The organism is Caldanaerovirga acetigignens, assembly GCF_900142995.1.
GTDB classification, from domain to species: Bacteria; Bacillota; Thermosediminibacteria; order Thermosediminibacterales; family Thermosediminibacteraceae; genus Fervidicola; species Fervidicola acetigignens.
This window is the reverse complement of record NZ_FRCR01000007.1, coordinates 116038-138330: the sequence shown is the minus strand read 5'-3', so window position 1 is coordinate 138330 and position 22293 is coordinate 116038. Positions and strand designations below refer to the sequence as shown.

General features: G+C 43.4%; 21 protein-coding genes and 1 riboswitch. Of the genes, 9 read left to right on the top strand and 12 right to left on the bottom strand.

The features are described 5' to 3' along the window. The 8 genes from BUB66_RS07090 to BUB66_RS07055 all read left to right on the top strand — a co-directional run. A partial coding sequence (locus BUB66_RS07090; RefSeq protein WP_143156244.1) for a sodium ion-translocating decarboxylase subunit beta occupies positions 1–573 on the top strand: 573 nt, incomplete at its 5' end. Between the two features lie 227 nt (positions 574–800). Beyond that, entirely contained in the window at positions 801–2234 is a 1434-nt protein-coding gene (locus BUB66_RS07085; protein ID WP_073256768.1) for a menaquinone biosynthesis decarboxylase, read from the top strand. After that, positions 2224–3117, top strand: coding sequence for a UbiA-like polyprenyltransferase (locus BUB66_RS07080; protein WP_073256766.1), 894 nt, complete (start codon positions 2224–2226; stop codon positions 3115–3117). Before BUB66_RS07085 ends, BUB66_RS07080 begins: the two co-directional genes overlap by 11 nt. 9 nt (positions 3118–3126) lie before the next feature. Then, positions 3127–3741: a UbiX family flavin prenyltransferase gene (locus BUB66_RS07075; RefSeq protein ID WP_073256764.1), complete on the top strand. Its 615-nt coding sequence runs from the start codon at positions 3127–3129 to the stop codon at positions 3739–3741. Next, positions 3722–4717, top strand: a complete 996-nt coding sequence (locus BUB66_RS07070) for an ABC transporter substrate-binding protein (RefSeq protein WP_244269785.1) — start codon at positions 3722–3724, stop codon at positions 4715–4717. The genes BUB66_RS07075 and BUB66_RS07070 overlap by 20 nt, the downstream gene beginning before the upstream one ends. Positions 4718–4736: 19 nt before the next feature. Further along, the gene (locus BUB66_RS07065) at positions 4737–5477 is read left to right on the top strand and encodes an ABC transporter ATP-binding protein (RefSeq protein WP_073256762.1); all 741 of its coding nucleotides are present in this window, start codon (positions 4737–4739) and stop codon (positions 5475–5477) included. After that, positions 5477–6214 (top strand): ABC transporter permease, encoded by a 738-nt coding sequence (locus BUB66_RS07060; protein ID WP_073256793.1) that lies wholly within the window; start codon positions 5477–5479, stop codon positions 6212–6214. The genes BUB66_RS07065 and BUB66_RS07060 overlap by 1 nt, the downstream gene beginning before the upstream one ends. Before the next feature lie 120 nt (positions 6215–6334). Further along, positions 6335–8089 (top strand): FAD-dependent oxidoreductase, encoded by a 1755-nt coding sequence (locus BUB66_RS07055; protein ID WP_073256760.1) that lies wholly within the window; start codon positions 6335–6337, stop codon positions 8087–8089. Here BUB66_RS07055 and BUB66_RS07050 read toward each other — a convergent pair. The 3 genes from BUB66_RS07050 to BUB66_RS07040 all read right to left on the bottom strand — a co-directional run bounded on the left by BUB66_RS07050 (position 8057) and on the right by BUB66_RS07040 (position 11028). Beyond that, the gene (locus BUB66_RS07050) at positions 8057–9028 is read right to left on the bottom strand and encodes a polyprenyl synthetase family protein (RefSeq protein WP_073256758.1); all 972 of its coding nucleotides are present in this window, start codon (positions 9026–9028) and stop codon (positions 8057–8059) included. The genes BUB66_RS07055 and BUB66_RS07050 overlap by 33 nt on opposite strands. Before the next feature lie 134 nt (positions 9029–9162). Next, complete coding sequence (locus BUB66_RS07045) at positions 9163–9981, bottom strand: FMN-binding protein (RefSeq protein ID WP_073256756.1); 819 nt, start codon at positions 9979–9981, stop codon at positions 9163–9165. Between the two features lie 111 nt (positions 9982–10092). Then, positions 10093–11028 (bottom strand): prenyltransferase, encoded by a 936-nt coding sequence (locus BUB66_RS07040; protein WP_073256754.1) that lies wholly within the window; start codon positions 11026–11028, stop codon positions 10093–10095. 181 nt (positions 11029–11209) lie between these two features. Here BUB66_RS07040 and BUB66_RS07035 point away from each other — a divergent pair, with 181 nt between their 5' ends. Continuing rightward, positions 11210–13318 (top strand): heavy metal translocating P-type ATPase, encoded by a 2109-nt coding sequence (locus tag BUB66_RS07035; RefSeq protein ID WP_073256752.1) that lies wholly within the window; start codon positions 11210–11212, stop codon positions 13316–13318. On the opposite strand, the gene BUB66_RS07030 is transcribed toward BUB66_RS07035, so the two are convergent. The 9 genes from BUB66_RS07030 to BUB66_RS06990 are packed head-to-tail and all read right to left on the bottom strand — an operon-like array spanning position 13302 to position 21883. Then, the gene (locus BUB66_RS07030) at positions 13302–13934 is read right to left on the bottom strand and encodes a V-type ATP synthase subunit D (protein ID WP_073256750.1); all 633 of its coding nucleotides are present in this window, start codon (positions 13932–13934) and stop codon (positions 13302–13304) included. The two genes, BUB66_RS07035 and BUB66_RS07030, sit on opposite strands and share 17 nt — an antisense overlap. A 4-nt stretch (positions 13935–13938) precedes the next feature. Then, complete coding sequence (locus BUB66_RS07025; protein ID WP_073256748.1) at positions 13939–15312, bottom strand: V-type ATP synthase subunit B; 1374 nt, start codon at positions 15310–15312, stop codon at positions 13939–13941. Continuing rightward, on the bottom strand, positions 15302–17065 hold the full coding sequence (locus tag BUB66_RS07020) for a V-type ATP synthase subunit A (RefSeq protein ID WP_073256746.1): 1764 nt from the start codon (positions 17063–17065) through the stop codon (positions 15302–15304). Before BUB66_RS07020 ends, BUB66_RS07025 begins: the two co-directional genes overlap by 11 nt. A gap of 3 nt (positions 17066–17068) precedes the next feature. Then, positions 17069–17698, bottom strand: coding sequence for a V-type ATP synthase subunit E (locus BUB66_RS07015; RefSeq protein WP_073256744.1), 630 nt, complete (start codon positions 17696–17698; stop codon positions 17069–17071). 9 nt (positions 17699–17707) lie between these two features. Beyond that, positions 17708–18016 (bottom strand): V-type ATP synthase subunit F, encoded by a 309-nt coding sequence (locus BUB66_RS07010; protein WP_066352120.1) that lies wholly within the window; start codon positions 18014–18016, stop codon positions 17708–17710. A gap of 10 nt (positions 18017–18026) precedes the next feature. Then, positions 18027–18431 carry an ATP synthase subunit C gene (locus BUB66_RS07005; protein ID WP_073256742.1) on the bottom strand — a complete coding sequence of 135 codons (405 nt, stop codon included), beginning with the start codon at positions 18429–18431 and terminating at the stop codon, positions 18027–18029. Between the two features lie 17 nt (positions 18432–18448). Then, a complete protein-coding gene (locus tag BUB66_RS07000) occupies positions 18449–20485 on the bottom strand; it encodes a V-type ATP synthase subunit I (RefSeq protein WP_073256739.1) in 2037 nt (678 codons plus the stop codon). A gap of 16 nt (positions 20486–20501) precedes the next feature. Further along, positions 20502–21545 (bottom strand): V-type ATPase subunit, encoded by a 1044-nt coding sequence (locus tag BUB66_RS06995; protein WP_073256737.1) that lies wholly within the window; start codon positions 21543–21545, stop codon positions 20502–20504. A gap of 2 nt (positions 21546–21547) precedes the next feature. Further along, positions 21548–21883 carry a hypothetical protein gene (locus BUB66_RS06990; protein WP_073256735.1) on the bottom strand — a complete coding sequence of 112 codons (336 nt, stop codon included), beginning with the start codon at positions 21881–21883 and terminating at the stop codon, positions 21548–21550. Positions 21884–22178: 295 nt separating this feature from the next. Next, a riboswitch (TPP riboswitch) is annotated at positions 22179–22283 on the top strand. Positions 22284–22293 lie beyond the last annotated feature (10 nt).

Below are 22293 nucleotides of genomic sequence, written 5' to 3'. Positions count from 1 at the left end.
CTTCTCACCACCAAAAAAGAGCGCACCGTAGTGATGGAACAACTAAGGCCCGTATCGAAGACAGAAAAGATAATATTTCCGATAATAGTAACAGTGCTGGCAAGCTTTTTGGTGCCCCCTGCAACGGCATTAATAGGGTGCCTGATGCTGGGAAATCTATTCAGGGAATGCGGCGTGGTGGACAGGCTCTCGAAGACAGCGCAGAACGAACTGATAAATATAGTTACGATATTCATAGGCCTCACCGTGGGTGCGACGGCCAGTGCGGAAAACTTCCTGCGCATCCAGACGATAGAGATAATAATACTGGGGATGGTGGCATTTGCGGGTGGCACAGCAGGTGGAGTTCTATTTGGCAAACTGATGTATGTATTGACGGGAGGCAAGGTGAACCCATTGATAGGGTCTGCGGGAGTATCAGCTGTTCCTATGGCTGCGCGCGTATCGCAAAAGGTAGCGCAGGAAGAGATGCCCGGGAATTTCATTCTCATGCACGCAATGGGGCCTAATGTGGCAGGTGTAATAGGCTCTGCAATAGCTGCGGGAGTGCTGCTTTCGCTATATGGGGGATAAGCCGTAAATAGGTAAAACTTATTGCTGCCGAAGTTTTTTGACTTCGGCAGCATTGTTTTGATTTGCGATGGTATAAAGGAGTTTTGGAGAAATATATACTTGTTTATAATGTTGCCTTTATGCTATAATTTCACAAGGAAGATTCTTTAAATTCTTGTATTTAACTTTTGAAGAGTTGTAGTAACGAGATATAAAAATAATAGATTTAGATATGGAGTGTAAAGACAATGTATAAAGATTTGCAAGAATTTGTAAATGTTTTGGAGCAAAAAGGGCAGCTCAAGAGGATAAAGGCAGAAGTGGACAGCGAACTGGAAATAACTGAAATTGTGGATAGAGTGGTAAAATCAGGAGGTCCCGCGCTTCTTTTTGAAAATGTAAAAGGTTCGGAGTTTCCCCTGTTGATAAATACTTTCGGTACTTACGAGAGGATGAAGCTGGCCTTGGAAGTTGAGAGCCTTGATGATATTGCCAGAGAAATAGAAGAGCTGATAGATGTTTCAAACTATGTGGGGTTATTTAACAAAATAAGGTCGGCTACAAGGCTTGCAAGACTCGCGAAAATTTTTCCCAGAAAGGTAAAACAGGCTCCATGTCAGGAAGTAGTAGAAGAACCGGACCTTTCAAAACTCCCAATATTGAAATGCTGGCCAGGGGATGGAGGAAAATTTATAACACTTCCCTTGGTAATTACGAGAGACCCGGAGACGGGTACCCAGAATATGGGCATGTACAGGCTCCAGGTTTTCGACGAGAAGACTACGGGGATGCACTGGCACCTCCATAAGGACGGCAGGGAGATATACGAAAAATATAAAAGAAGAGGGCAAAAGATGCCTGTTGCTGTGGCTCTTGGGTGCGACCCGGCCACGATATATGCATCTACCGCTCCCCTTCCAAAAGAAATTGATGAGATGGTATTTGCGGGATTTTTGCGAAAGGCGCCTCTTGAACTGGTTAAGTGCAAAACCTGCGATATTTACGTGCCTGCCAATGCGGAGTTTGTGCTAGAAGGATACGTAGATATAGATGAATTAAGAGAAGAAGGTCCATTTGGCGATCACACGGGATACTACTCGCTCAAGGACTATTATCCCGTATTTCACATTACGTGCATAACCCGCAAAGAAAATCCCATATATCCGGCCACGGTTGTGGGGAAACCTCCCATGGAGGACTGTTTTTTGGGGAAGGCCACGGAGAGAATTTTTTTGCCTTTTTTAAAAATACTGTGCCCAGAAATAGTGGATATAAATTTTCCGCTGGAAGGTGTGTTTCATAACTGCGTTATAGTTTCCATAAAAAAGAGATTCCCCGGCCATGCGAAAAAGGTGATGCACGCCCTGTGGGGAATCGGGCAGATGATGTATACGAAAGTCATAGTTGTAGTGGATGAGAACGTCGATCCAAAAAACCTTTCGACTGTGGCGTGGAAGGTATTCAACAATGTTGATCCGAAAAGGGATGTGGTAATAGTCGACGGGCCCCTGGACGCTTTGGACCACGCTTCGCCGATGAAACACTACGGAAGCAAGATGGGGATTGATGCAACTAAAAAATGGAAGGAAGAGGGGCACGAAAGGGAATGGCCTGACGAGATTGCCATGGACCCGAAGATAAAGGAGTTGGTTGACAGAAGGTGGAAAGAATATGGGTTCTAAAAGCCATGGGGTTTCGATTGTTAGCACTTTGTGGGGCCGGCTGAAGACTTACGGTGAATTGGTAATGTTTTCTCATACGTTATTTTCCCTGCCGTTTTCACTCATTGCTATGTTCTGGGCTGCTGGCGGACTGCCCCCGGCTAGAGTTTTTTTCTGGATTATGGTGGCCCTTTTAGGGGCAAGAAATGGCGCGAATGCCCTTAACCGCCTGGTGGACAAGGATATAGATGCAAAGAATCCGAGGACTGCCGGAAGACATATACCAAGGGGAATTGTAAGGGAATACGAAGCCTTTTTGATTGTGATATTTTGTTTTGCAATATTGGTATTAGCCGCGTTCAATCTGAACCCGCTTTGCGTGAAATTGCTGCCTGTTGCAATATTTTTATTCGTGATATATTCGTACACCAAGCGATTTACCTGGCTGTGCCACGTGATACTGGGTCTTGCCTGCGGCGGAGCTCCAGTAGGAGCTTGGATAGCGGTAACTGGAAAAATAGAGTGGCCGGCTTTAGTTCTCGGTGCTGCTGTGATGTTTTGGGTTGCGGGCTTCGACATAATATACGGATGTCAGGATGTGGATTTTGATACAAGTTACGGCCTTCATTCAATACCGGTGAAATTTGGATTGAGAAATGCCCTAAAAATATCTTCGGTCTTCCATGCAATATCTGTAGGTCTTTTGTTTTACCTGTATTTTTTAATGGGGATGGGCTATCTTTATCTTACCGGTCTTTTTGTCATCTCATGTTTTCTTTACGCCGAGCATAAGCTGGTTTCTCCTCAAAACTTAAAGCACGTAACCATAGCATCTTACGATATCAACCGGATAGTCAGCGTGGCCTTTTTTATATTTTCTTTCTTAGACATTTTCATCTTATGAGGTGATCCGATGCCGAGGTACATAGTGGGAATAACGGGAGCAAGCGGAAGCATATATGGCGTGAGGTTGGTAGAAGAACTTTTAGAAAAGAAAAACGAGGTACACCTTGTAATCACTGAAAACGGGGAAAAAGTTATAAAATATGAACTGGGATTTGATGTGGAAGGTTTGATATCGCACTTTGGCAAATACGAAAGACTGGGTGGAGTTATTAAAAGATATGACATAAATGACCTTTTTGCGCCGATTGCAAGCGGATCTTTCCCGGCTGATGGAATGGTCATAATGCCATGTTCAATGTCGACCTTGGCTTTTATAGCTGGGGGGATGTCCCATAATTTGCTGCAAAGGGCCGCTGACGTTTTTCTAAAGGAAAAAAGAAGGATTGTCATTGTTCCTAGGGAAACGCCATTGAGTTCTATACACCTGGAAAACATGCTAAAACTAAGCAAAATGGGTGCCCACATAGTGCCTGCCATGCCGGCATTCTATCAAAATCCAAAGACTATTGAAGATATGGTAAATTTCATAGTCGGAAGAGTTTTGGATGCTTTAAACATCCAAAATAAATTAGTTAATAGATGGGAAGGAGTGAAGTTGAATCGTGATTTTCAAAAAAATTAAAACACTGGTGGTTGTTTTCACTTTAATTTGCCTTGTGCTTTCTTTGAGCGCATGCTCAAAAAATAAATCGGCAAACACATCACAGCCGTCTACATCTTCCGAGACGACAAATCAAGAAACGAAGGGCAGTCCATTAGTAATTGGTGTTCTTCCGGATGTGGATTCAATACCTCTGATAATAGCAGAGGCAAAGGGATATTTCCGGGAAGAAGGGGTAGAGGTTAAACTTGAGCACTTTAAGAGCGCCATGGAGAGAGATAGCGCCCTTCAAAGCGGCAAAATAGACGGAGCGGTTTCTGACATCCTCGCAGCAGCTTTTGCCAACGACGGGGGGTTCAAAGTAAAAATAACCTCCCTCACCAACGGGACTTATAAACTCCTTGCGGGAAAGGAAAAAAATATCGATGCAGTTGAAAAGATGAAAGGCAAGGATATTGCTATATCGAAAAATACCATTATAGAATATGCCACAGATAAGATATTGGAAAAATACGGCGTAAATCCGGATGAGGTAAGTAAGGTGGTAGTACCTCAAATCCCAGCGAGGCTGGAGATGCTCCAAAACGGAAAGGTTAATGCTGCGACGCTTCCCGACCCGCTTGCTTCGGTGGCTGTAAAAAACGGGGCTAAGGTCATAGAGAGCACAGACAGAGTGGGGATAAATCCGGGGGTATTGCTGTTTTCTCAGCAAGCCATAGAACAAAAAGAAAATGAGATAAAGGCCTTTTATAGGGCATACAATAAGGCCGTGGAATTTCTCAACCAAAATGAAAAGTCCTCTTATATAGACATCGTCATTGAAAAAGCAGGGTTCCCCCAGGATGTTAAGGAAATTATTAACCTCCCTAAATATACGAAAGCAGGGCTTCCTTCGAAAGAGGATTTTAACGAGGTAATGGATTGGTTGGTGAAGAAAGGCCTTGTAAAGAAAGCATTTTCGTATGAAGAACTGGTGGATGGAAGACTCATAGAATAAAAAAGACCGGGAGTTATGTATGATCAAAGTACGCAATCTAGGAGTGTATTACGATAAATTTAAAGCACTTTCGGGATTAAATCTGGAAGTGGAAAAGGGAGGGATAGCTGCTGTAATTGGCCCCTCCGGATGCGGGAAAACCACGCTTCTTTATGTATTGGCAGGAATCATAAATAAGTTCGAAGGTGAAGTTTTGATAAATGATGCACCGATAGATCCGAGAAGACATAGGATAGGCCTTGTGCTCCAGGATTATGGACTTTTGCCCTGGAAAAGGGTATTTGAAAATGCGCTCCTAGGATTGAAAGTAAAGAAAAAAGTGATTGAAAAAGAAGATAAGGAATACGCCGAATATATCCTGGCCCGGGTGGGCCTTTCCGGTTTTTTTAAAAGGTACCCAGGCGAATTAAGTGGTGGGCAGAAGCAAAGAGTAGCGATAGCGAGGGCTTTCATTATGAAGCCGGATATTCTTTTGCTGGACGAACCCTTTTCCGCCCTTGATGCGATAACCAGAGAGGAAATGCAGGACCTTTTCTTAGATGTGTGGAAAAGCGATTCTGTTTCGACTGTTTTTGTGACTCACAGTACCGAAGAAGCGATGTATTTGGGGAAAAAGATAACTGTCATGACGGGGCCTCCCGGTCGGATCGTTTCGACTTTAGATAATCCTTTCTTTGGTGTGCGAGAGGTAAAGGATATCGAGCATTATATATCAATAAAATTAAAATTAAGGAAATTATTAAAGGGTATACAAAAATGATGAGAAACTCTTTCCGCCATGTCCTTATATTTTTGATGATTTTTGTATTGTGGCAAACAGGATCTGTTGCGCTAAAAAGTCCTATTTTACCATCACCGGTAGCCGTCTTATGCAATTTAAAGAAAATATTTTTTTCAAAGATTGCAATTCATGCTGCCCTCAGCTTATACAGAATTGCATTAGGTCTTGTTGTTTCGGTTTTAACAGGTTCGACATTAGGACTTTTGATGGGTTTTTATGCCCCGGTCGACAGATTTCTTTCGCCTATCGTATATTTTACATATCCAATACCTAAAATCGCACTGCTACCTATAATAATGATATTATTAGGCATTGGGGAAGTGTCAAAAATTACTATTATATTTATTATAACTGTATTTCAAATAATTATTACCGTGCGCGATTCGGTAAAAAACATACCCAAAGAGATGTTTTATTCCCTGAAGTCTTTAGGGGCAAATGATGCGACAATTTTCAAAGAGGTTGTCTTGCCTGCAACTATGCCGGAATTGTTGACCGCTGTTAGGCTAAGTACCGGAACGGCCATTTCGATTTTATTTTTTACGGAAAACTTCGGGACTACTCATGGCATGGGATATTTTATCATGGATTCGTGGATGAGAGTTAATTACATCGACATGTATTCGGGAATTCTGGTCCTGGGTGGAATAGGATTGCTTTTATTTTTTGCTGTTGATTTACTCGAAATTATTTTCTGTCGATGGAAAAACCTATAAATTTTCGTCGCGCAAGTATTCCTTTTCTCTTGCAAAGTATACTAAAAAAATTATATTATAAAGATGTGCATACTTTTACAATTGAATCATCATAAGAAATTAAGTTTGGGAGGGAACCGGATGGCTGAGAAAAAGCGGATAGTTATACTGGGGGGTGGATACGGAGGGCTTACGGCCGCACAAAAGCTTAACAAGCTTTTGGCAAGGCGAGATGACGTAGAAATTTACCTCATAAACAGGTCTCCTTTTCAGGTATATCTTACCGAGCTGCACCTTGTTGCCGGCAACAGAGTAAAACCGGAAGGAGTGCTTTATTCGCTTGAAAAGGCACTGGAGGAGACCGGTGTCAGGCTCGTAGTTGATGAGATCGAGGATGCGGACATGAAGTCCAGAATACTGAAGGGCAAAAAAGCCGAATATCCTTTTGACTACCTGATTCTCGCATGCGGCAGCCAGCCCGAATATTTTGGTATCCCCGGAATGAAAGAAAACGCATTCACATTGTGGTCCTTGGAAGATGCACTGAAGATTAGGCATAGAGTAGAGGAAATGTTCGACAAAGCCAGGTACGAATTGGACGGAGAAAAAAGGCGAGAATATTTGACCTTCGTGGTGGGCGGCGGAGGATTTACAGGCATAGAAATGATAGGCGAGCTGGTGGAATGGGTTGAAGACCTGTGCAGGGAATATGGGATAAGTCGCGACGAAGTTACCCTTATGGTAGTGGAGGCCTTGCCGAAAATATTGCCGAATCTTTCGGACGAACTTATAAAGAAGGCTACAGATTATCTGGAGAGGAACAAAGTTAAGATATTATTGAATTCGCCCATAGTTAATGTCGAACCGGACGGATTTACCTTAAAGAGCGGAGAAAAGATAAAAACCCGTACCCTTATCTGGACAGGTGGAGTGAGGGGGAATCAGCTCGCGGAAAAGCTGGGCCTTGAGACTGGAGGCCGTGGAAGGATAAGGGTGAATGAGTACCTGGAGACCAGCGAAAAGGGCATCTATGCTATAGGCGATGTAAGCTTTTATGTGAATGAGAAAAATTTCGTAATGCCTGCCCTTGTGGAATCGGCCATGCAGTCGGGTGAGTGTGCGGCCCACAATATTGCTGCTGAAATTTCAGGTGGCTCCAAAAAACCCCTGAAACTAAACCTGCACGGAAATATGGTGTCTATTGGAGAAAGGTACTGCGTGGCAGAAGTAATGGGGCGCAAACTCGAAGGCTGGATTGCCACGTTCATAAAACATTTAGCTGACATGCATTACCTGTTAGGTGTCGGTGGATGGACTTTTGTGAGGGAATACATCGGCCATCAGTTTTTCAACAAGAACCGCGGAAAATCCTTTATTGTTCAGAATCTGGGGGTTAGCACCAGCGCTTTTTGGCTTGCTATTTTAAGAATATATTTAGGATACCGCTGGATCATGTCAGGACTTGAAAAGGTACACTCCGGATGGCTCGCGGCTGGTGACAAGTTGGTGGCGGGAGCTTCGACAAGTCCGATAGGGCCCAATACGCCGGAATGGTACGCGAGTTTTGTAGAGAAATTCATCTTTCCGCACGCCCTGTTCTTCCAGACGGTAATAACGTTGAGCGAACTTGCCATCGGCACGTGTCTTGTTTTAGGGCTTTTTACGATGTTGGCTTCTCTCGGGTCGCTATTTATGCTGCTCAATTTCATGATATCGGGTTCTGGTGACATGTGGTTCTTTATGGTATCGCTTGCCGTATGCTTCTCCGGTGCGGGGCATTCGTTTGGCCTTGACAGATGGGCGATTCCTTGGATCTCCAGAGTAGCGAAAAGAATAATCAGAGGAGGCGGCAGAAAACCCGCTCTACCGGGCTCTATTCACGACGTAGTCGGCTAGTGTAAGCAATAACCTCTTGGCTTGGATATCGGAGAGGACTGATAAATATTGTTTGGATTTTGAGATATAACGCTCGGCTACACGCCGGGCGTATTCTATTCCTCCAGATTCTCGGACTATTTCGATGATATATTGGATGGTATTTGAGTCCCACCGAGCGGGGTCAGAGAAAAGTTCTCGCAATTCTAAGGCTCTAGAACTATAGTTAAGGGCGTATAATAAGGGTAAGGTAATTACCCCTTCTTTTATGTCGTTTCCTAGGGGTTTCCCGCTCTTTTTTTCATCCGCCGTAAGATCTAGGATGTCATCTGTCACTTGAAACGCCATTCCGAGCATCATTCCGTATTTTTTCAGGGCATAAATTGCCGAAAGGGGCGCCTCGGCACCCCTTGCTCCGAGCTCACAACTGATGGCAAAAAGGAGGGCGGTTTTTTTCCTTATTCTCCTAATATAGTCAATAAAACTTATATCTATATTGAAAGCTTCTTCTTTCTGGCGCGCTTCCCCTTCACAAATTTTATAAAGCACACCAGAGATTGACTTTAAAATTTCAATATCGCCGTGGTCGACCAGGGTTTTCAAAGCCTTTGCGAGCACAAAATCTCCTGCGTATACCGCAGCATCTTTACCTATTGCTGCCTGAACTGTGGGGATTCCTCTCCTCAAAGGAGAATCGTCAACGATGTCGTCGTGGATGAGTGTAGCAGTATGCACCAACTCAACCGCGATGGCAAGGGGTGTGATTTTATTGAAATCGTAATTGCCAAATCGCGCGGAAAGATAGACCAATGCAGGCCTTATTCTCTTTCCACCGGCCTTAATAGTGTTTTTCAACGCATCCCATAAAAAAGGTTCCTTTGTTTTAACCGATTCTAGGAGTTTTTCCTCAAGCAATTCCATTTCTTTTGATATCTGATTATAAAATTCGTATAATGCCACTATATATCACTCTTTCTAACAAATATTATCAACAAAAAAGATATCGCAAATAAGGGATATTAGCAATTATGTAAAGAAAGGGCATACAGAAAGTATGCCCTTTTCAAATTCCTTTCAAATTCCTTTGTCTAGCTTTATTTTGCCAGAGAAAGGGCTTCCGTCATTAAGTTCTTAAATTTGGTCGAAGTTCCGGTTGCACCAGCTACAGTGTCAACCTGAGCTGCGTCCTGTTTTTCGATGAGCGATTTAGTAAGGGCTTCTACCGCTTTAGCAGGAGTTTGGCCAGATTTTGCTTCCATATTCTTTGCATATTCTTGGTCTACGGATTTGTAATGTCCGTCTTCTTTGCTGATTTCGTCAAAGAAAGCCGATTGAATCTTGCCGTCCTTTACGATAATGGCGGCCATAGCTTTCCAACCGTGATCGTCAAAATTGGCTTCCGCTGCTTTATAAATTCCATCCTTAAGTCCACCTTTGGCTTCGACCGGTGTGCCTTTTAAAGCTTCAGCTGCTAAAGCCTTGAATGCTTCGGATGTATGGGTTGCTCCACTTACTACATCTACAGCTTCGGCTTTTTGCTTATCAATAAGCGACTGTTCCAGTTTAGCATAAGCTTCTAAAGGCGTCGTGCCAGACTTTTCCTTCATTTTCGGACCATATTCTGGGTCAAAGCTCTTTAGCTTTCCTTCTTTATTGATTTCATCATAAAAAACTTTTGTTATTTTTCCATCTTTCACAATCACTGTCACAAGACCTTTCCAGCCTTGCTCGCTGAATTCTTTCTCTTCAGCATAGTAGGTGCCGTCTTTATAAGCTACCTGCTGCTCTTGCTGGCCGCCCTGCTGTTCCTGCTGCTGGTTTGGTTGACCCTCCTGTTTCTTTTGGGAGCTGCAACCTGCTACAAGGGCAACTACCAAGCAAAGGACCAGCGCGAGTACTAACAGTTTCCTCATTATGCTTCCCCCCTGTAAAAATGTTTAATTGATTATTTATTTAACTTTGGACTACTTAATATATATTATACACAAAAATTGAAAATCCTTCTAAAGGAATATTGAGAAATTTCACTGTAAAAACTTGTTGAAGATTGCTCCTATAATCAGAGTCAAGCCCGTAAGCTGATAAACTTGCACGGTTTTAGCATTGGCCTGTATTAGGTTAGGAATATCGTTATAGTATATTTTTGCAATTTTAACGGCGTTTTTCGCTATGGGGCAGGTACACAAAGGAAGCAAAAACGCGGGATTGCCGGAAATATAAGCTAGAACCGGACATGTGGCAAAGGCCGCGGCGAAAAGCGTAAAATAAAGCTGTGTGGCTCTTTTTTTGCCGAGTCTTACCACCCAGTTTCGTTTGTTGCCGCGGAGATCTGCTTCGTAGTCAGGAAACTGGTTGATTAAAAGAACGTTAGCTATTAAAAATCCGATAATCAAGGAAGCTAGGACCGCCTCAAAGGAAATGCGGTGAGCCTGCACCAAATAGGTTCCGCAAAGTACGAGGGGCCCGAAGGTGAGACCTACCGTAATTTCACCGAATCCCCTGTAGCACAGCTTAAAAGGTGGTAGGCTGTAGATTATGGAAAGTATTAAGCCTGCCGCTCCTATCCATAAGACGGAAGGTTCCCTATATAAAACTATATAAACTCCTATAAGTCCCGCAAGCGCCATTGTCCATACAGCAATGGCTTTGACTTCCGAAACGGAAAGTATTCCGTCCACTATTACTTTCTTGCCTCCGCTGAACGGGGTTCTCTTGTCGGGTGCGACGTATCGGTCCACTCCAGATTCATAATCCACGAATTCATTTATGGCGTTTTTTCCTATTTCTATCAGGTACACACCAATCATGCTCCATAACAACCAATAGAGGCTAAATTTTCCTTCGATGCCGTAAGCTAAAGCAGCACCTACAGCCATCGGGACCGTTGAGGCAATCCAAATTTTAGGGTCCGCGAGTTGCCAAAATCCCCTCCAGTGCCTTGGCCAATCCTTTTTTTGCATAAAGACCCCCTCACATTAAGATTCGTCTTGAGTTTTATATTAATAAAGCTGCGAAATATTGTCAACGTTCCGACTGAATTATGTTGAAATCTCTTGATGAAATAAATATAATATTAATAAAATCGTATACTCAAATATTAAACAATTGAACATATATACAATTATTGAAGGAGGTCGCGGTGTGTCTGAAAAGGCAAAGGAATACAGGGTAGAAGGCATAACCTGCCTTGACTGTGCTGCAAAATTTGAAAAAAGGATAGCGACTCTGCCTGGAATAACTAAAGCCAGATTTGATCCACTGGCAGGTAGGCTCATCGTGGAAGGGGATGCAGATATAGAAGAGATAATAAAGGAAGGGTTAAAAGAGAATTATAAAATAATGCCTGTAAAAGAAAAAACCGCTTTGAAGAATGAAAAATTTAAGATTGATTCGGAACTGCTACGAGTAGTTTTTTCTTCCTTGAGTATTCTTGCCGGTTTTATATTGAAGATGAAAGGCCTTTTAAATTTGTCGGTACCTTTTTTCCTATCCGCCGTGATAATAGGTGGCTTTGTAAATTTTAAAAAAGCTTTTTATTCGTTAGGAAGGTTAGAGCTGAATATAAACGTTCTCATGAGCTTTGCCGTAATTGGGGCTATTGCGATTGGAGAACTGGAGGAAGCCGGTGTTGTGTCGATTCTTTTTTCCGTATCAGAGATGCTCGAGTCCTGGACGGTAGACAATGCGAGGAATTCATTGAAAAAATTAATTGAAATGTCACCCAAAACCGCACGGGTGAAAAAACCGTGGGGAGTTGTCGAAGTACCTGTAGAGAAAGTCAAAGTAGGTGATATAGTAGAGGTATTACCTGGGGAGAAGGTGTCGATGGATGGTATTGTTGTAAAAGGGGCGTCGTCGGTTAATGAAGCCGCAATAACAGGGGAATCAATGCCGGTAGAAAAGGCTCCTGGGGATGAAGTTTTTGCTGGAACGATCAATTTAAATGGATTTCTTGAAATAAAGGCGACAAAACTATCTGGTGAAAGTACTTTGGCCAAGATAGTCGAACTGGTGAAGGAGGCTGAGCAGAATAGGCCGAAAATACAGGCCTTTATCGACCGGTTTGCAGCGATATATACACCTGTGGTTCTTACCCTTGCAGGTATCTTGACGTTTTTACCGCCGATACTTTTTGGATACGATTGGCATTCATGGATATATAGAGGCCTTGCGCTACTGGTGGTTTCCTGCCCCTGCGCACTTGTGCTGTCGGCACCGGTAGCCGTAGTAAGCGCAATAAGCAGGGCGGCCAGGAGTGGCATTCTTATTAAAGGCGGTGAGGTATTAGAGAAGGCCGGAGCTCTTAAAGTAGTTGCGTTCGATAAAACAGGCACCCTTACTAAAGGAGTTCCTGTTGTGACAGATGTGATACCCCTAGCATCATCATTCCAGGAAGAAGTATTATATAAAGCAGCAAGCGTCGAAAGAATGTCAGAACACCCCATAGCAAAAGCTATAGTTAAAGAAGCACAAATTCGTAAAATAGAAATGGCTTCAGCGGTAAATTTTACTGCTTTGGCTGGCAAAGGAACGAAGGGGGTTGTGGATGGAGAGACTATTTTGATAGGAAATGAGAGACACTTTGGAAAAAGAGAAATGATTTCAGGAGAAATTTTAAAGGAGTTAAAGCGCATTCAGGAAGAAGGGAAGACTACAGTGCTTGTAGGGACCGAAGAAAAAATCCTGGGCATAATAGCGTTGTCGGACGAGGTAAGGGAAACAGGCAAGATGGCTGTCGCTAAATTAAAGGGTGAAGGGATAAAAAAGACGGTTTTGCTAACTGGAGACAACCGTACTGCAGCAAGAGCGATATCTAAAATTATAGGTGTAGATGAACATTTCGCCGAACTTTTGCCCCACGAGAAAGTAAGGGTTTTAGAGGATTTGAAAAAGGAGTATAAAGATGTGGCGATGGTAGGCGACGGCATAAATGACGCCCCGGCTTTAGCCGCGGCGACTGTGGGAATAGCTATGGGACAGAGCGGCACCGATGTAGCCCTTGAAACTGCAGATGTAGTCTTGATGACAGATGACCTTATAAAGATAGCCCTCACCGTAAGTTTGGGCAAAAAAACAAGGCGGATTATCCGCCAGAACATTTTCATTTCGCTTTTTTTAAAATTTGCCGCTATAGCAGCGACCTTTCCGGGATGGCTTACGCTTTACCTGGCAATTATTGCAGACATGGGTGCTACACTACTTGTTACAATTAACGGTATGCGACTTTTAAAATTTAAGGATAATTTTTAGAAGTCCCCAATTTTGATTTTAAAGTTTTCAACCTGAAAAAATCTTCCCTTTCCTTTTCTTCCAGCATTTCCGATATGGTTTTTACGATGGACTCAAGTTTCGGAATCTGTATGTTCTTCAGTGCATTGGCCCTTTTCTGGGTCCTTTTTATTTCAACGGCGAGTTTATAGACCGAATCTTCCACTTCAGCAAGTTCCAGCAGTAAGTATTTAACCTCGTGAAATTTTTTGAGGGCTAAATCCAAAGCCGCATTAGTGTGGTAAAAACTATAGTAGTGGTCGAGGGACTTTTTTTCGTACCTCACTATGGGAATTTCGACGCCCATTACACTGCGGGTGAGTATAGTAAAGTCTGAATTTTCAGGAATGGATCTGGCCACTTCGTAAACCTGGGAAATGCCCAGGGTGATATTTGACATTTGGAGGGCCTGGTATGCTTCTTTGAATATTTGGTTCACCTTAACCTGAATTTCCGAGGCCCTCTTCATCAGCCCCATCATTTCTCTGATAAGGACGTTTCTTTTTTTGTCCAAAAGCTCGTAGCCCTTTTTTGAAAATTCGAGGGCGGACGCAGCAGCCATTAGATTGGCTTTCGTTGGAGCAACGTTTTCCTTCATAAGCTCACTTCCCCAGGTATTTGTTGACGAGGGCGGGGTCTATTCTCGTTATTTCGGACCTTGGCAGAACCTTTAATAGTTCCCATAAAATGTCAAGGGTCTTTTCTATGCTCCTGTTTTCGTCGAACTTTTGGGAAAGGAAAATCCTTTCGAACCTCCGGCCGAATTCCATGTAGCATTTGTCCGTTTCAGAAAGTTCCTCTTCTCCTATGACCTGGGCTAGAGCTCTGACCTCTTGCACCCTTGAATATGCAGCGAATATTTGGTTTGCCAGGTCTGGATGGTCCTCCCTCGTGTACTCGGCACCGATGCCGTCTTTCATAAGCCTGGAAAGGGAAGGCAGGACATCGATAGGAGGATAGATACCCAGTTGATACAGGGACCTTGAAAGCACGATTTGACCTTCGGTTATATAGCCCGTGAGGTCCGGAATGGGGTGGGTTATGTCGTCATTGGGCATCGTAAGTATCGGTATTTGGGTGATGCTGCCTCCCGAATTCTTTATTATCCCGGCTCTTTCGTAAAGCGTAGCCAGGTCCGAATACATGTAACCCGGGTACCCTTTCCTCGAAGGTACTTCCTCCCGGGCGGATGATATTTCCCTCAGAGCATCGCAATAACTGGTCATATCGGTCATTATTACAAGCACATGCATACCCCGCTCAAAGGCCAGGTATTCTGCGGCGGTAAGGGCACACCTCGGTGTTATAATCCTTTCCACTACGGGGTCGTCGGCCAGATTTAAAAACATCACCACCCTGTCCATTACTCCCGCTTCTTCGAAGCTTCTCACGAAAAAGTCGGCTTCGTCGTGTTTTATACCCATGGCCGCGAAGACTACCGCGAAATTTTTGGACTCCTCTCCGGAAATACCGGCCTGGCGGACTATTTGAGCCGCCAGTTCGTTATGGGGAAGGCCGTCGCCGGAAAATATGGGAAGCTTTTGGCCACGAATAAGGGTGATAAGGCCGTCTATGGCAGAAATACCTGTTCTTATGAAATTCCTCGGATACAACCTTGCCACGGGATTGATGGGTCGACCGTTGATGTCATAGGTCTTTTCGGAATAAATTTCTCCTGCGCCGTCTATTGGCTTTGCAATGCCGTTGAAGATGCGGCCCAGGATCTCTTTTGAAAGTGGTATGCGCATTGGACTTCCGGTGAAACTCACACTTACTTTGTCCAAGGAAATACCGGAAGTCCCTTCGAAAACTTGGATGATCACCTTGTCACCGCTTATCTCAACTACCTTCCCCATTCGCATTCCTCTACCCGGGACTTCTATCTCTACTATTTCATCGTAGGCTGCCTCTTTTACGTCCTGCAAAACGATTAGCGGTCCTTCAACTTGTTCTAATTTAATATATTTAACTTTCATATTGAGCACCTTCTTTGTACATGCTTTCCAACTTATCGAAATACTCGTCGACTTTACTGGAAAGGTCTTCAAAATTGAGGTTGTATTTCATCATTATAATATCGTTGAAGAGCGCCTCGTTTTTCACTTTTGCTAGGGGGATTCCTTTTTTTATCGAGGAAGAAGCCCTGTCGTATAGTTTTTCGATGACCTTCAGCATTTTATACTGCCTCTTTAAGGGTACAAATGAATCTTCTTTGTGATAGGCGTTCTGCTGCAGATATGCCATTTTAAGAACCCTTGCTATTTCCAGCACCAGCCTTTGGTCATCGGGAAGAACGTCCTCTCCCACGAGCTTCACTATATCCATCAGCTTGTTCTCTTCTCGGAGAAGACTAAGCATTTTCGCCCTGAGGCTCAAAAAGTCATCGGCTACGTTTTGAGCGTACCAATCGCCCAGCATCTTTACATATCCGCTATAAGATAAAAGCCAGTTTATAGCCGGGAAATGCCGCGCGTGAGCTAGTTCCTTGTCTAGGGCTATAAATGCTCCGACAACCCTCTTCGTTGCCTGTGTGACGGGTTCGGAAAAGTCGCCGCCGGCTGGAGAAACGGCTCCTATGATGGTAATCGACCCTTCGCTGCCGCTTAGATTTTCAAAGTAACCGGCCCTTTCGTAAAACTGAGCGAGCCTTGACCCAAGATAGGCAGGATAACCTTCCTCGGCCGGCATTTCTTCCAGTCTACCCGCTATTTCCCGCAGGGCTTCGGCCCAGCGGGAGGTGGAGTCGGCCATTAAGGCTACATTATATCCCATATCCCTAAAATATTCGGCAATGGTTATGCCTGTGTATATAGAAGCTTCGCGGGCAGCAACCGGCATGTTAGAGGTGTTGGCAATGAGCACGGTTCTATCCATGAGGGGTTTTCCGGTCCTCGGGTCTTCAAGTTTTGGAAAATCTTCCAGCACCTCGGTCATTTCATTGCCGCGTTCACCGCAGCCGATATAGACGATGATATCCGCATCGCTCCACTTTGCCAACTGGTGTTGGGTAATGGTTTTGCCGGTCCCGAACCCTCCAGGTATGGCTGCGGTTCCTCCCTTGGCCAGCGGGAAAAAGGTGTCTATTACCCTCTGTCCCGTCACAAGGAGTTTTTCAATCGCCATTCTCTTTTTAACCGGGCGAGGTTCCCTCACCGGCCACTCCTGGCACATCCTGAGTTCAAAGGTTTTACCCTCATCTTCTAGCACTGCCAAAACCTCATTGATGGTGTAGCTCCCGCTTGATTTTATACTTATTACCCTGCCTTTTATCCCCGGAGGAACCATTACTTTGTGGACTATCATAGAAGTTTCCGCGACTTCTGCAAATACCTCGCCCTCATTTAAGTAATCTCCCTCTTTTGCGAGAATTTCCACATCCCACCGCTTTTCTTCGTCCAGGGATATGAGGCCGATGCCGGGAGGTATAAAAGCTGAGCCTTCTTTGTATATCCGCGAAAGCGGTCTTTCTATGCCGTCGAAAATATTCCCTATAATTCCGGGACCTAGCTTTACCGTCAAAGGTTTGCCTGTGCCTATGACGGGTTCTCCGACGCGAACTCCGGAAGTTTCTTCGTAAACCTGAATCGTAGCCACATCTTTATTCAGAGCAATGACCTCGCCGATGAGTTTTTTTTCGCCCACCATGACCATTTCTCTCATGGTAAATCCTCTCATGCCTGAAGCTCTGACGACGGGGCCGTTGATGTAGATTATCTTTCCTTCCTGCATTCATCACACCTCCAGGCCTAACTGAGAAAATAAAAGCTGCGCAAGTCTTGCGCGATTTTCCCTCAAAAGGGTTTCGAAGGATAAGTCCACCTCTATTCGACCGCTTTGGCTTCTTGCAATGACCCCGCCGAGCATGTTGCTATCACCGATGACGACTTCAAATTCACCCTCAGGTTTCAAGGACTGCAGGAAACTCCTTATCTCCTGTTCGTGTTTGCGAAAGTCGTCAGGTGTGAGGATGTAATACACTTTCTCATCCCTTGGGAAACGGGACGTCACGCGAATTAGGGCGCCCTTCAAAAAGTCCAGATACTCGGGAGTGTCCAGGAAATGTCTTATTTTCTCTCTTATCTCATCGTAGAGCCTCTCAAGGAGTTCTTCCCTTTTTCTCAGTACTTCAAAATGAGCTTCGGCCTTTGCTTTTGAAACCGTCTGATCCTTTTTTACGTTTGCATCCCGGCTGGCTTCGGAAATTCTTTCTTCCAATTTTTTCTTTAGTTTTGCCTCAACGGCGGACTTTTCGGCCTCATAGCGTTCTATCAGCCTTTGTTTTTTTTCGCCGTATTCATTTTCCAGCTTTTCAAAAATGACTTTCGTAAAAAGGGATATTTTGTCGTCAATAGTAGTCGCCATATTCTCACCTCAAATTTTGATTCCGACCGATTCTTTGATGTACCTCGTTAAAAAATCGGGCGGACGCCGGCTGCCCTGCCTGTCGGGGACCTCGATTATTATGGGGGGTCCCTTTTTGAGTTTTAATAGACTTATTTCATCTTTGGCTTTTTCTGCGAGGCTTTCGGTTATTATGACGAGGCCTATATCTTTTTTTTGATAAATCTCGTTAAGTTCACTTATAAGTTCGCTTCTTTCGTGTATTATTTTACCGTCAATCCCGGCCAGCCTCATGCCGGTTAAAGTGTCCATGTTGTCGCTTAAAACGAGAGCTTTCATATTCCATCCCTCATAGGCTGCCCAGGATCATTATTGAAACGATAAGGCCGTATATCGCTATTCCTTCGGCAAGGCCCACGTAAATTAGAGTTTTCCCGAGGATTTTTGGGTCTTCGGAAACCGCTCCCAGCGCCGAAGAGCCTACAGCTCCCACAGCATAGCCCGCGCCGATGGTGGCAAGGCCGGTAGAAATCGCGGCTGCGATGAATGCGAGGCCTGAGGAAGAAGAATTATCGCCGGCTGCTTTCACCTGGGCGGGCATTACGAACATCAGAAAAACTGCAATCAGGGCGGCATATAGGGTTATGCTCCACCTTAACACTTTTTTTGTTTTTTCTTTGTCAAGATGGAAGTAAAAGCCTAAAGCACAAGTTACTGCAGAAATGATCATCGCCATCAAAACTATTGCATACATTTTTATCCCTCCAAATTTTAAAATGCGTAATTTGCGCTTATATTGCGTTTTAAAGAGTGTCTTCTCATTAAAGATATTGATTTTGAGATAGATAAATTGATTTTTATGGGCTCATATTCGATACCATCTCCCCTGAAGTATTTGCTGAATAACTCATAGTACTCGAGCCTCAAAGCTTGAATGAAGACGATTAAACCTTCCAGGCAGATAATGATTATATTTCCTATTACCAATAACAGTAAACTTCCCGTTCCGGAATTTGTCATTTCAGCCATAGTGGCGAAAGCTATATATAGTCCAGCGTGGTTCAGAGCAAAAGCGCCCACGCGTATAAAGGAAATAGTATTAGACATTGCGGAAAGGACCGTCTCGAGAACTCCAAATCCTTCTTCGATATAGTAATCCACCGGCGAGTCGTGATAGAGCACCTTCGTTCCGGTTAACCTGCTGGACAGAGGCTTTTTAAAAACCATTAAAACTATAATGGCCGCCGTTGAGGAAAGCAATGTTGGAGGAAGACCGCTCTTTCCTGCGGCAAAAACGTAAACCATATAAATGAGAAGAATGTAAAATACAAAACCGGCGATGCCGTTCCTGCCAAACAATGCTTCTTCCAGGTTTTTTTCTATGTATGAATTTAGGATGCTGTATAGAAATCCGAGGATTATTAATATTATCCCGAGACCTACTGCTCCTGCGAGAATCAGATTGATGTTGGCCATAGGCCTTACTAGCAGGGCCGGTATGACTTCCTCCGACCCGAAAAAGCTTCCGTAAAGGATACCGAATATCATGGAGCTCAAGCCGAGGCTGGCGAGGATTCCGCCGAAGACGGCCATGGACTTTTTAAATAATCTAAGCAAAATTCCTGCGGTAAAAAGCACGAGGCCCTGGCCGAGGTCGCCGAACATGGCGCCGAACAGCAGAAGGTAGCTTAAGGCGAAAAATGCAGTCGGGTCTTTTTCGTTGTAAGCCGGTACCCCGTACATCTTTACCATTTCTTCGAAAGGCTTTATAATTGCAATGTTCCGCAACTTCGTGGGCGGTGTAAGACCCGGCGATTTTTTATCAACATCTTCCAGGATTATTATTACATCCTCTCCGAATGTAGCTTTAAGTTCTGATTTGAGCTGCTCTGCACTGCTTTCCGGAACAAATCCGAACATGAAAAAGAGCTTCTTTCCTATGGCTAAGGAGGTTTTGACCTCCTCGACTTTCTTTTCCATTTCCAGCCTTGCGTAAGCTTTCTCGATTTCGATAGCATAGTTGTTTTTGTAATTTTCTATCGACTTTTGCATGGAATCTATGAATTTTCTATCTTCGGCGATGCTTTCTTCTAGCTCTTTTATGGCGGATTTAGAGCTGCAATTAAAATTTTCAGGGAGGGGAAGCTCTGTGAAATTAAGCGAGCTGAATATTCTTTCTACGGTTTCTTCTAGGCTTTTCGACGTTATTGAAGCGACTACCACGTTTTTGCCCTCGTCGGTTATTTTCAGGACCACAGCAGGGATGTTTTCGTAGTTTTTCTTGAGTTTTGAGTAATTTTCTTTAGAAAGTCTTATCAACTTGAAACTCAGCAGTTTCATATTGACCAGTTTTCCGATATTCACTTTGTATTTTTCCAGGTATCTCAGATTGTCTATATAAATCCTTTTTTGTTCTATGGATCTTCTCCTGTCTTCTATACTTTCGGCTATGGAATGGACGGTAGAATATACGTTGAAAATCTGCTTCATGAAATCGTCGAATTCATAGTCCTGTCCGAGATATTCCCCTTTTATCTCGGGCCCTAAATTAAAAATTCCGATGAGGTTTTTGATTATCTCTTCCTCTCTCGAAAAGTCCCGCCGGGATGTATACGGTTTAAGGTAAGGTATTTCTTCTAATGCTTTTATATTTTCTTCGCTCGGTGGGAGCACGAAATCTTCCGAACTTATTCTGTTCAGTGAATTAATTAGGTGCAGGGTGCCGTTTAATATGATGAGACGCAAAATTTTATTCATTTTATTGATGTTACCTATAATCCCTATCAACTTCATCTTTTCTATCGCCATCGCCTTCGCCTCCTAGTTATACAGCCCTTATCAGAAACTTCCCGGCTTCTTCCGGAGATAGATTGTACCTAATGCACTCTGCTATGGAAAAAATATCCCGGACTTCGAAGTCTAAAAACCACGTGTATGCAACGGACTGTATTATGCTCATGGGGTAGCGCCTGGAAAGGGCTCTGAGTTTGTAAAACAAAAATCTATTGATCCTTCGCTCCATAAAAATGTCGCTGGTTTCGTCCTTTTTAAACAGAAAGCCAAAACCGAGTTCGTCCGCCTTACTTTTCAGTTCTTCTAGATTTTTGGAATAACAAAGTTCCCTGCGCCTCGAAAAATTTATGCGTTCACCCATGTCTATGGTGTAATTCAGGAGTTCTTCCGGAGATAACATGTAAAACTTTTTGCCCCTGTATATCCACTGAAGGTTGTATAAATCTGACACTATGCCTTCCCATTTTTCGATTATTACTCTATCGCTTTTGTCGAGTTTTTCCGAGCTTTTCTTTAGAATGCTGAAATAAGAAGAATCGAGTGACATTTCCATCCTGAACAGGTTTTCTCTTTTGCCGTCCAGTAGAGGCTTCAGATATTCGTAAAACTCCGACCCTTTGAGGGCCAGGATAAAATCTCTTAAGCTAGATGCCTTCTGGAGTATATCTAACGACACCTTGCTGTATTTACCTATGAAGGAATAAGAATCTACCGCAACTTCGCTCTTGGAGTTGTTATAAATATCTCTTGCAAAATTTTTTAGATCCGCTATTTCATACTTGAGAAACAAAACCTTCAAAAAATCTCTGTAATTGTCGTGAAAAAAATAAAGAAGTTTATCGAGATTCTTTACCATGTTTCGCTTTAAAACTTCCTCAAGGGTTCTTCTATTTATTGTTTCTGGATTTATGCCATTTAGAAACTTGCTATAGGGAGTGTTTTCCTTAAGGTAAGCGGCGAGGTCCTGGATGGACCTTTGGCGGAGCATTTCGATGTAATGCTCGCTATTCAAAAAATCGCGCTCCATCGCTTTAATTTTCGTATTTACCGCTGCAAAACGCGTAACCCTGTCCATAATCAAAACCTCTTTATATCAAATATCTCGCTTAAAAATTTATTTATGATTTCTTCCTTTATTTCGAGGTATTTTGTCTCCATGGTTTTTATAAGTTCTCTTGCTCTTTTTTTCAGTTCTTCAACTTCGCGGTTGCCTTCACTTAATGCCTTCGAATAAATTTCATTTACTTTTTCATCTATTTTTTGATTGAAATTTTCTATCATATCCTGGATTTCCCGTCGGTATTTGGATTCGAGTTCGGCTAAATTTTTCTCCCTTGTTTCCTTTATGTTGGCGGCTTTGCCGTCTATCTCAATGAAGCGCTCGATGGCCTGTTCTATGACCTTGTCCTCCAATTTTAATCACCTTCTTTGCAAACTCCGAATTCTTTATTAAACCTTACTCCTCTTATATAACAAAAGCAAATTTAAAGGAATGAAAAATTTTACCGCCTTATGTTGCTATTAATCGGCTTTGCTGCCGAAACCGGTATTATCTTAAAATCTCTCGTGTTTTTTCGAAAAAAATCTCGAAATTACCCTCGAAGGTATTGCGTCTTGTACCAAAATTTGATATAAAAAAACTTATAAGGATTTTTTATAATGTTTTTTCCTCCGGTGACATATATTATTCATATAGAGAATAAATGCGAATCCGTGCTGGGGGAGCTACGGCTGAGAGGAAGCCGACTTTCGGCTTCGACCCCAAAAACCTGAACGGGGTAATGCCCGCGTAGGGAAGCACGTGAACCATTGGTTTGCTTGCC

Coding starts and splice junctions, on each gene's coding strand:
- BUB66_RS07020 (WP_073256746.1), bottom strand. CDS start 17,065: ATGCAGGAAGGAAAGATAATCTACATCAACGGCCCCGTCGTCAGAGCT.
- BUB66_RS07075 (WP_073256764.1), top strand. CDS start 3,127: ATGCCGAGGTACATAGTGGGAATAACGGGAGCAAGCGGAAGCATATAT.
- BUB66_RS06995 (WP_073256737.1), bottom strand. CDS start 21,545: ATGGACAGGGTTACGCGTTTTGCAGCGGTAAATACGAAAATTAAAGCG.
- BUB66_RS07080 (WP_073256766.1), top strand. CDS start 2,224: ATGGGTTCTAAAAGCCATGGGGTTTCGATTGTTAGCACTTTGTGGGGC.
- BUB66_RS07015 (WP_073256744.1), bottom strand. CDS start 17,698: ATGGCGACTACTATTGACGACAAAATATCCCTTTTTACGAAAGTCATT.
- BUB66_RS07055 (WP_073256760.1), top strand. CDS start 6,335: ATGGCTGAGAAAAAGCGGATAGTTATACTGGGGGGTGGATACGGAGGG.
- BUB66_RS07045 (WP_073256756.1), bottom strand. CDS start 9,981: ATGAGGAAACTGTTAGTACTCGCGCTGGTCCTTTGCTTGGTAGTTGCC.
- BUB66_RS07065 (WP_073256762.1), top strand. CDS start 4,737: ATGATCAAAGTACGCAATCTAGGAGTGTATTACGATAAATTTAAAGCA.
- BUB66_RS07000 (WP_073256739.1), bottom strand. CDS start 20,485: ATGGCGATAGAAAAGATGAAGTTGATAGGGATTATAGGTAACATCAAT.
- BUB66_RS07030 (WP_073256750.1), bottom strand. CDS start 13,934: ATGAAGGAAAACGTTGCTCCAACGAAAGCCAATCTAATGGCTGCTGCG.
- BUB66_RS07040 (WP_073256754.1), bottom strand. CDS start 11,028: ATGCAAAAAAAGGATTGGCCAAGGCACTGGAGGGGATTTTGGCAACTC.
- BUB66_RS07010 (WP_066352120.1), bottom strand. CDS start 18,016: ATGAAAGCTCTCGTTTTAAGCGACAACATGGACACTTTAACCGGCATG.
- BUB66_RS07085 (WP_073256768.1), top strand. CDS start 801: ATGTATAAAGATTTGCAAGAATTTGTAAATGTTTTGGAGCAAAAAGGG.
- BUB66_RS07060 (WP_073256793.1), top strand. CDS start 5,477: ATGAGAAACTCTTTCCGCCATGTCCTTATATTTTTGATGATTTTTGTA.
- BUB66_RS07005 (WP_073256742.1), bottom strand. CDS start 18,431: ATGTATGCAATAGTTTTGATGGCGATGATCATTTCTGCAGTAACTTGT.
- BUB66_RS07025 (WP_073256748.1), bottom strand. CDS start 15,312: ATGAAAGTTAAATATATTAAATTAGAACAAGTTGAAGGACCGCTAATC.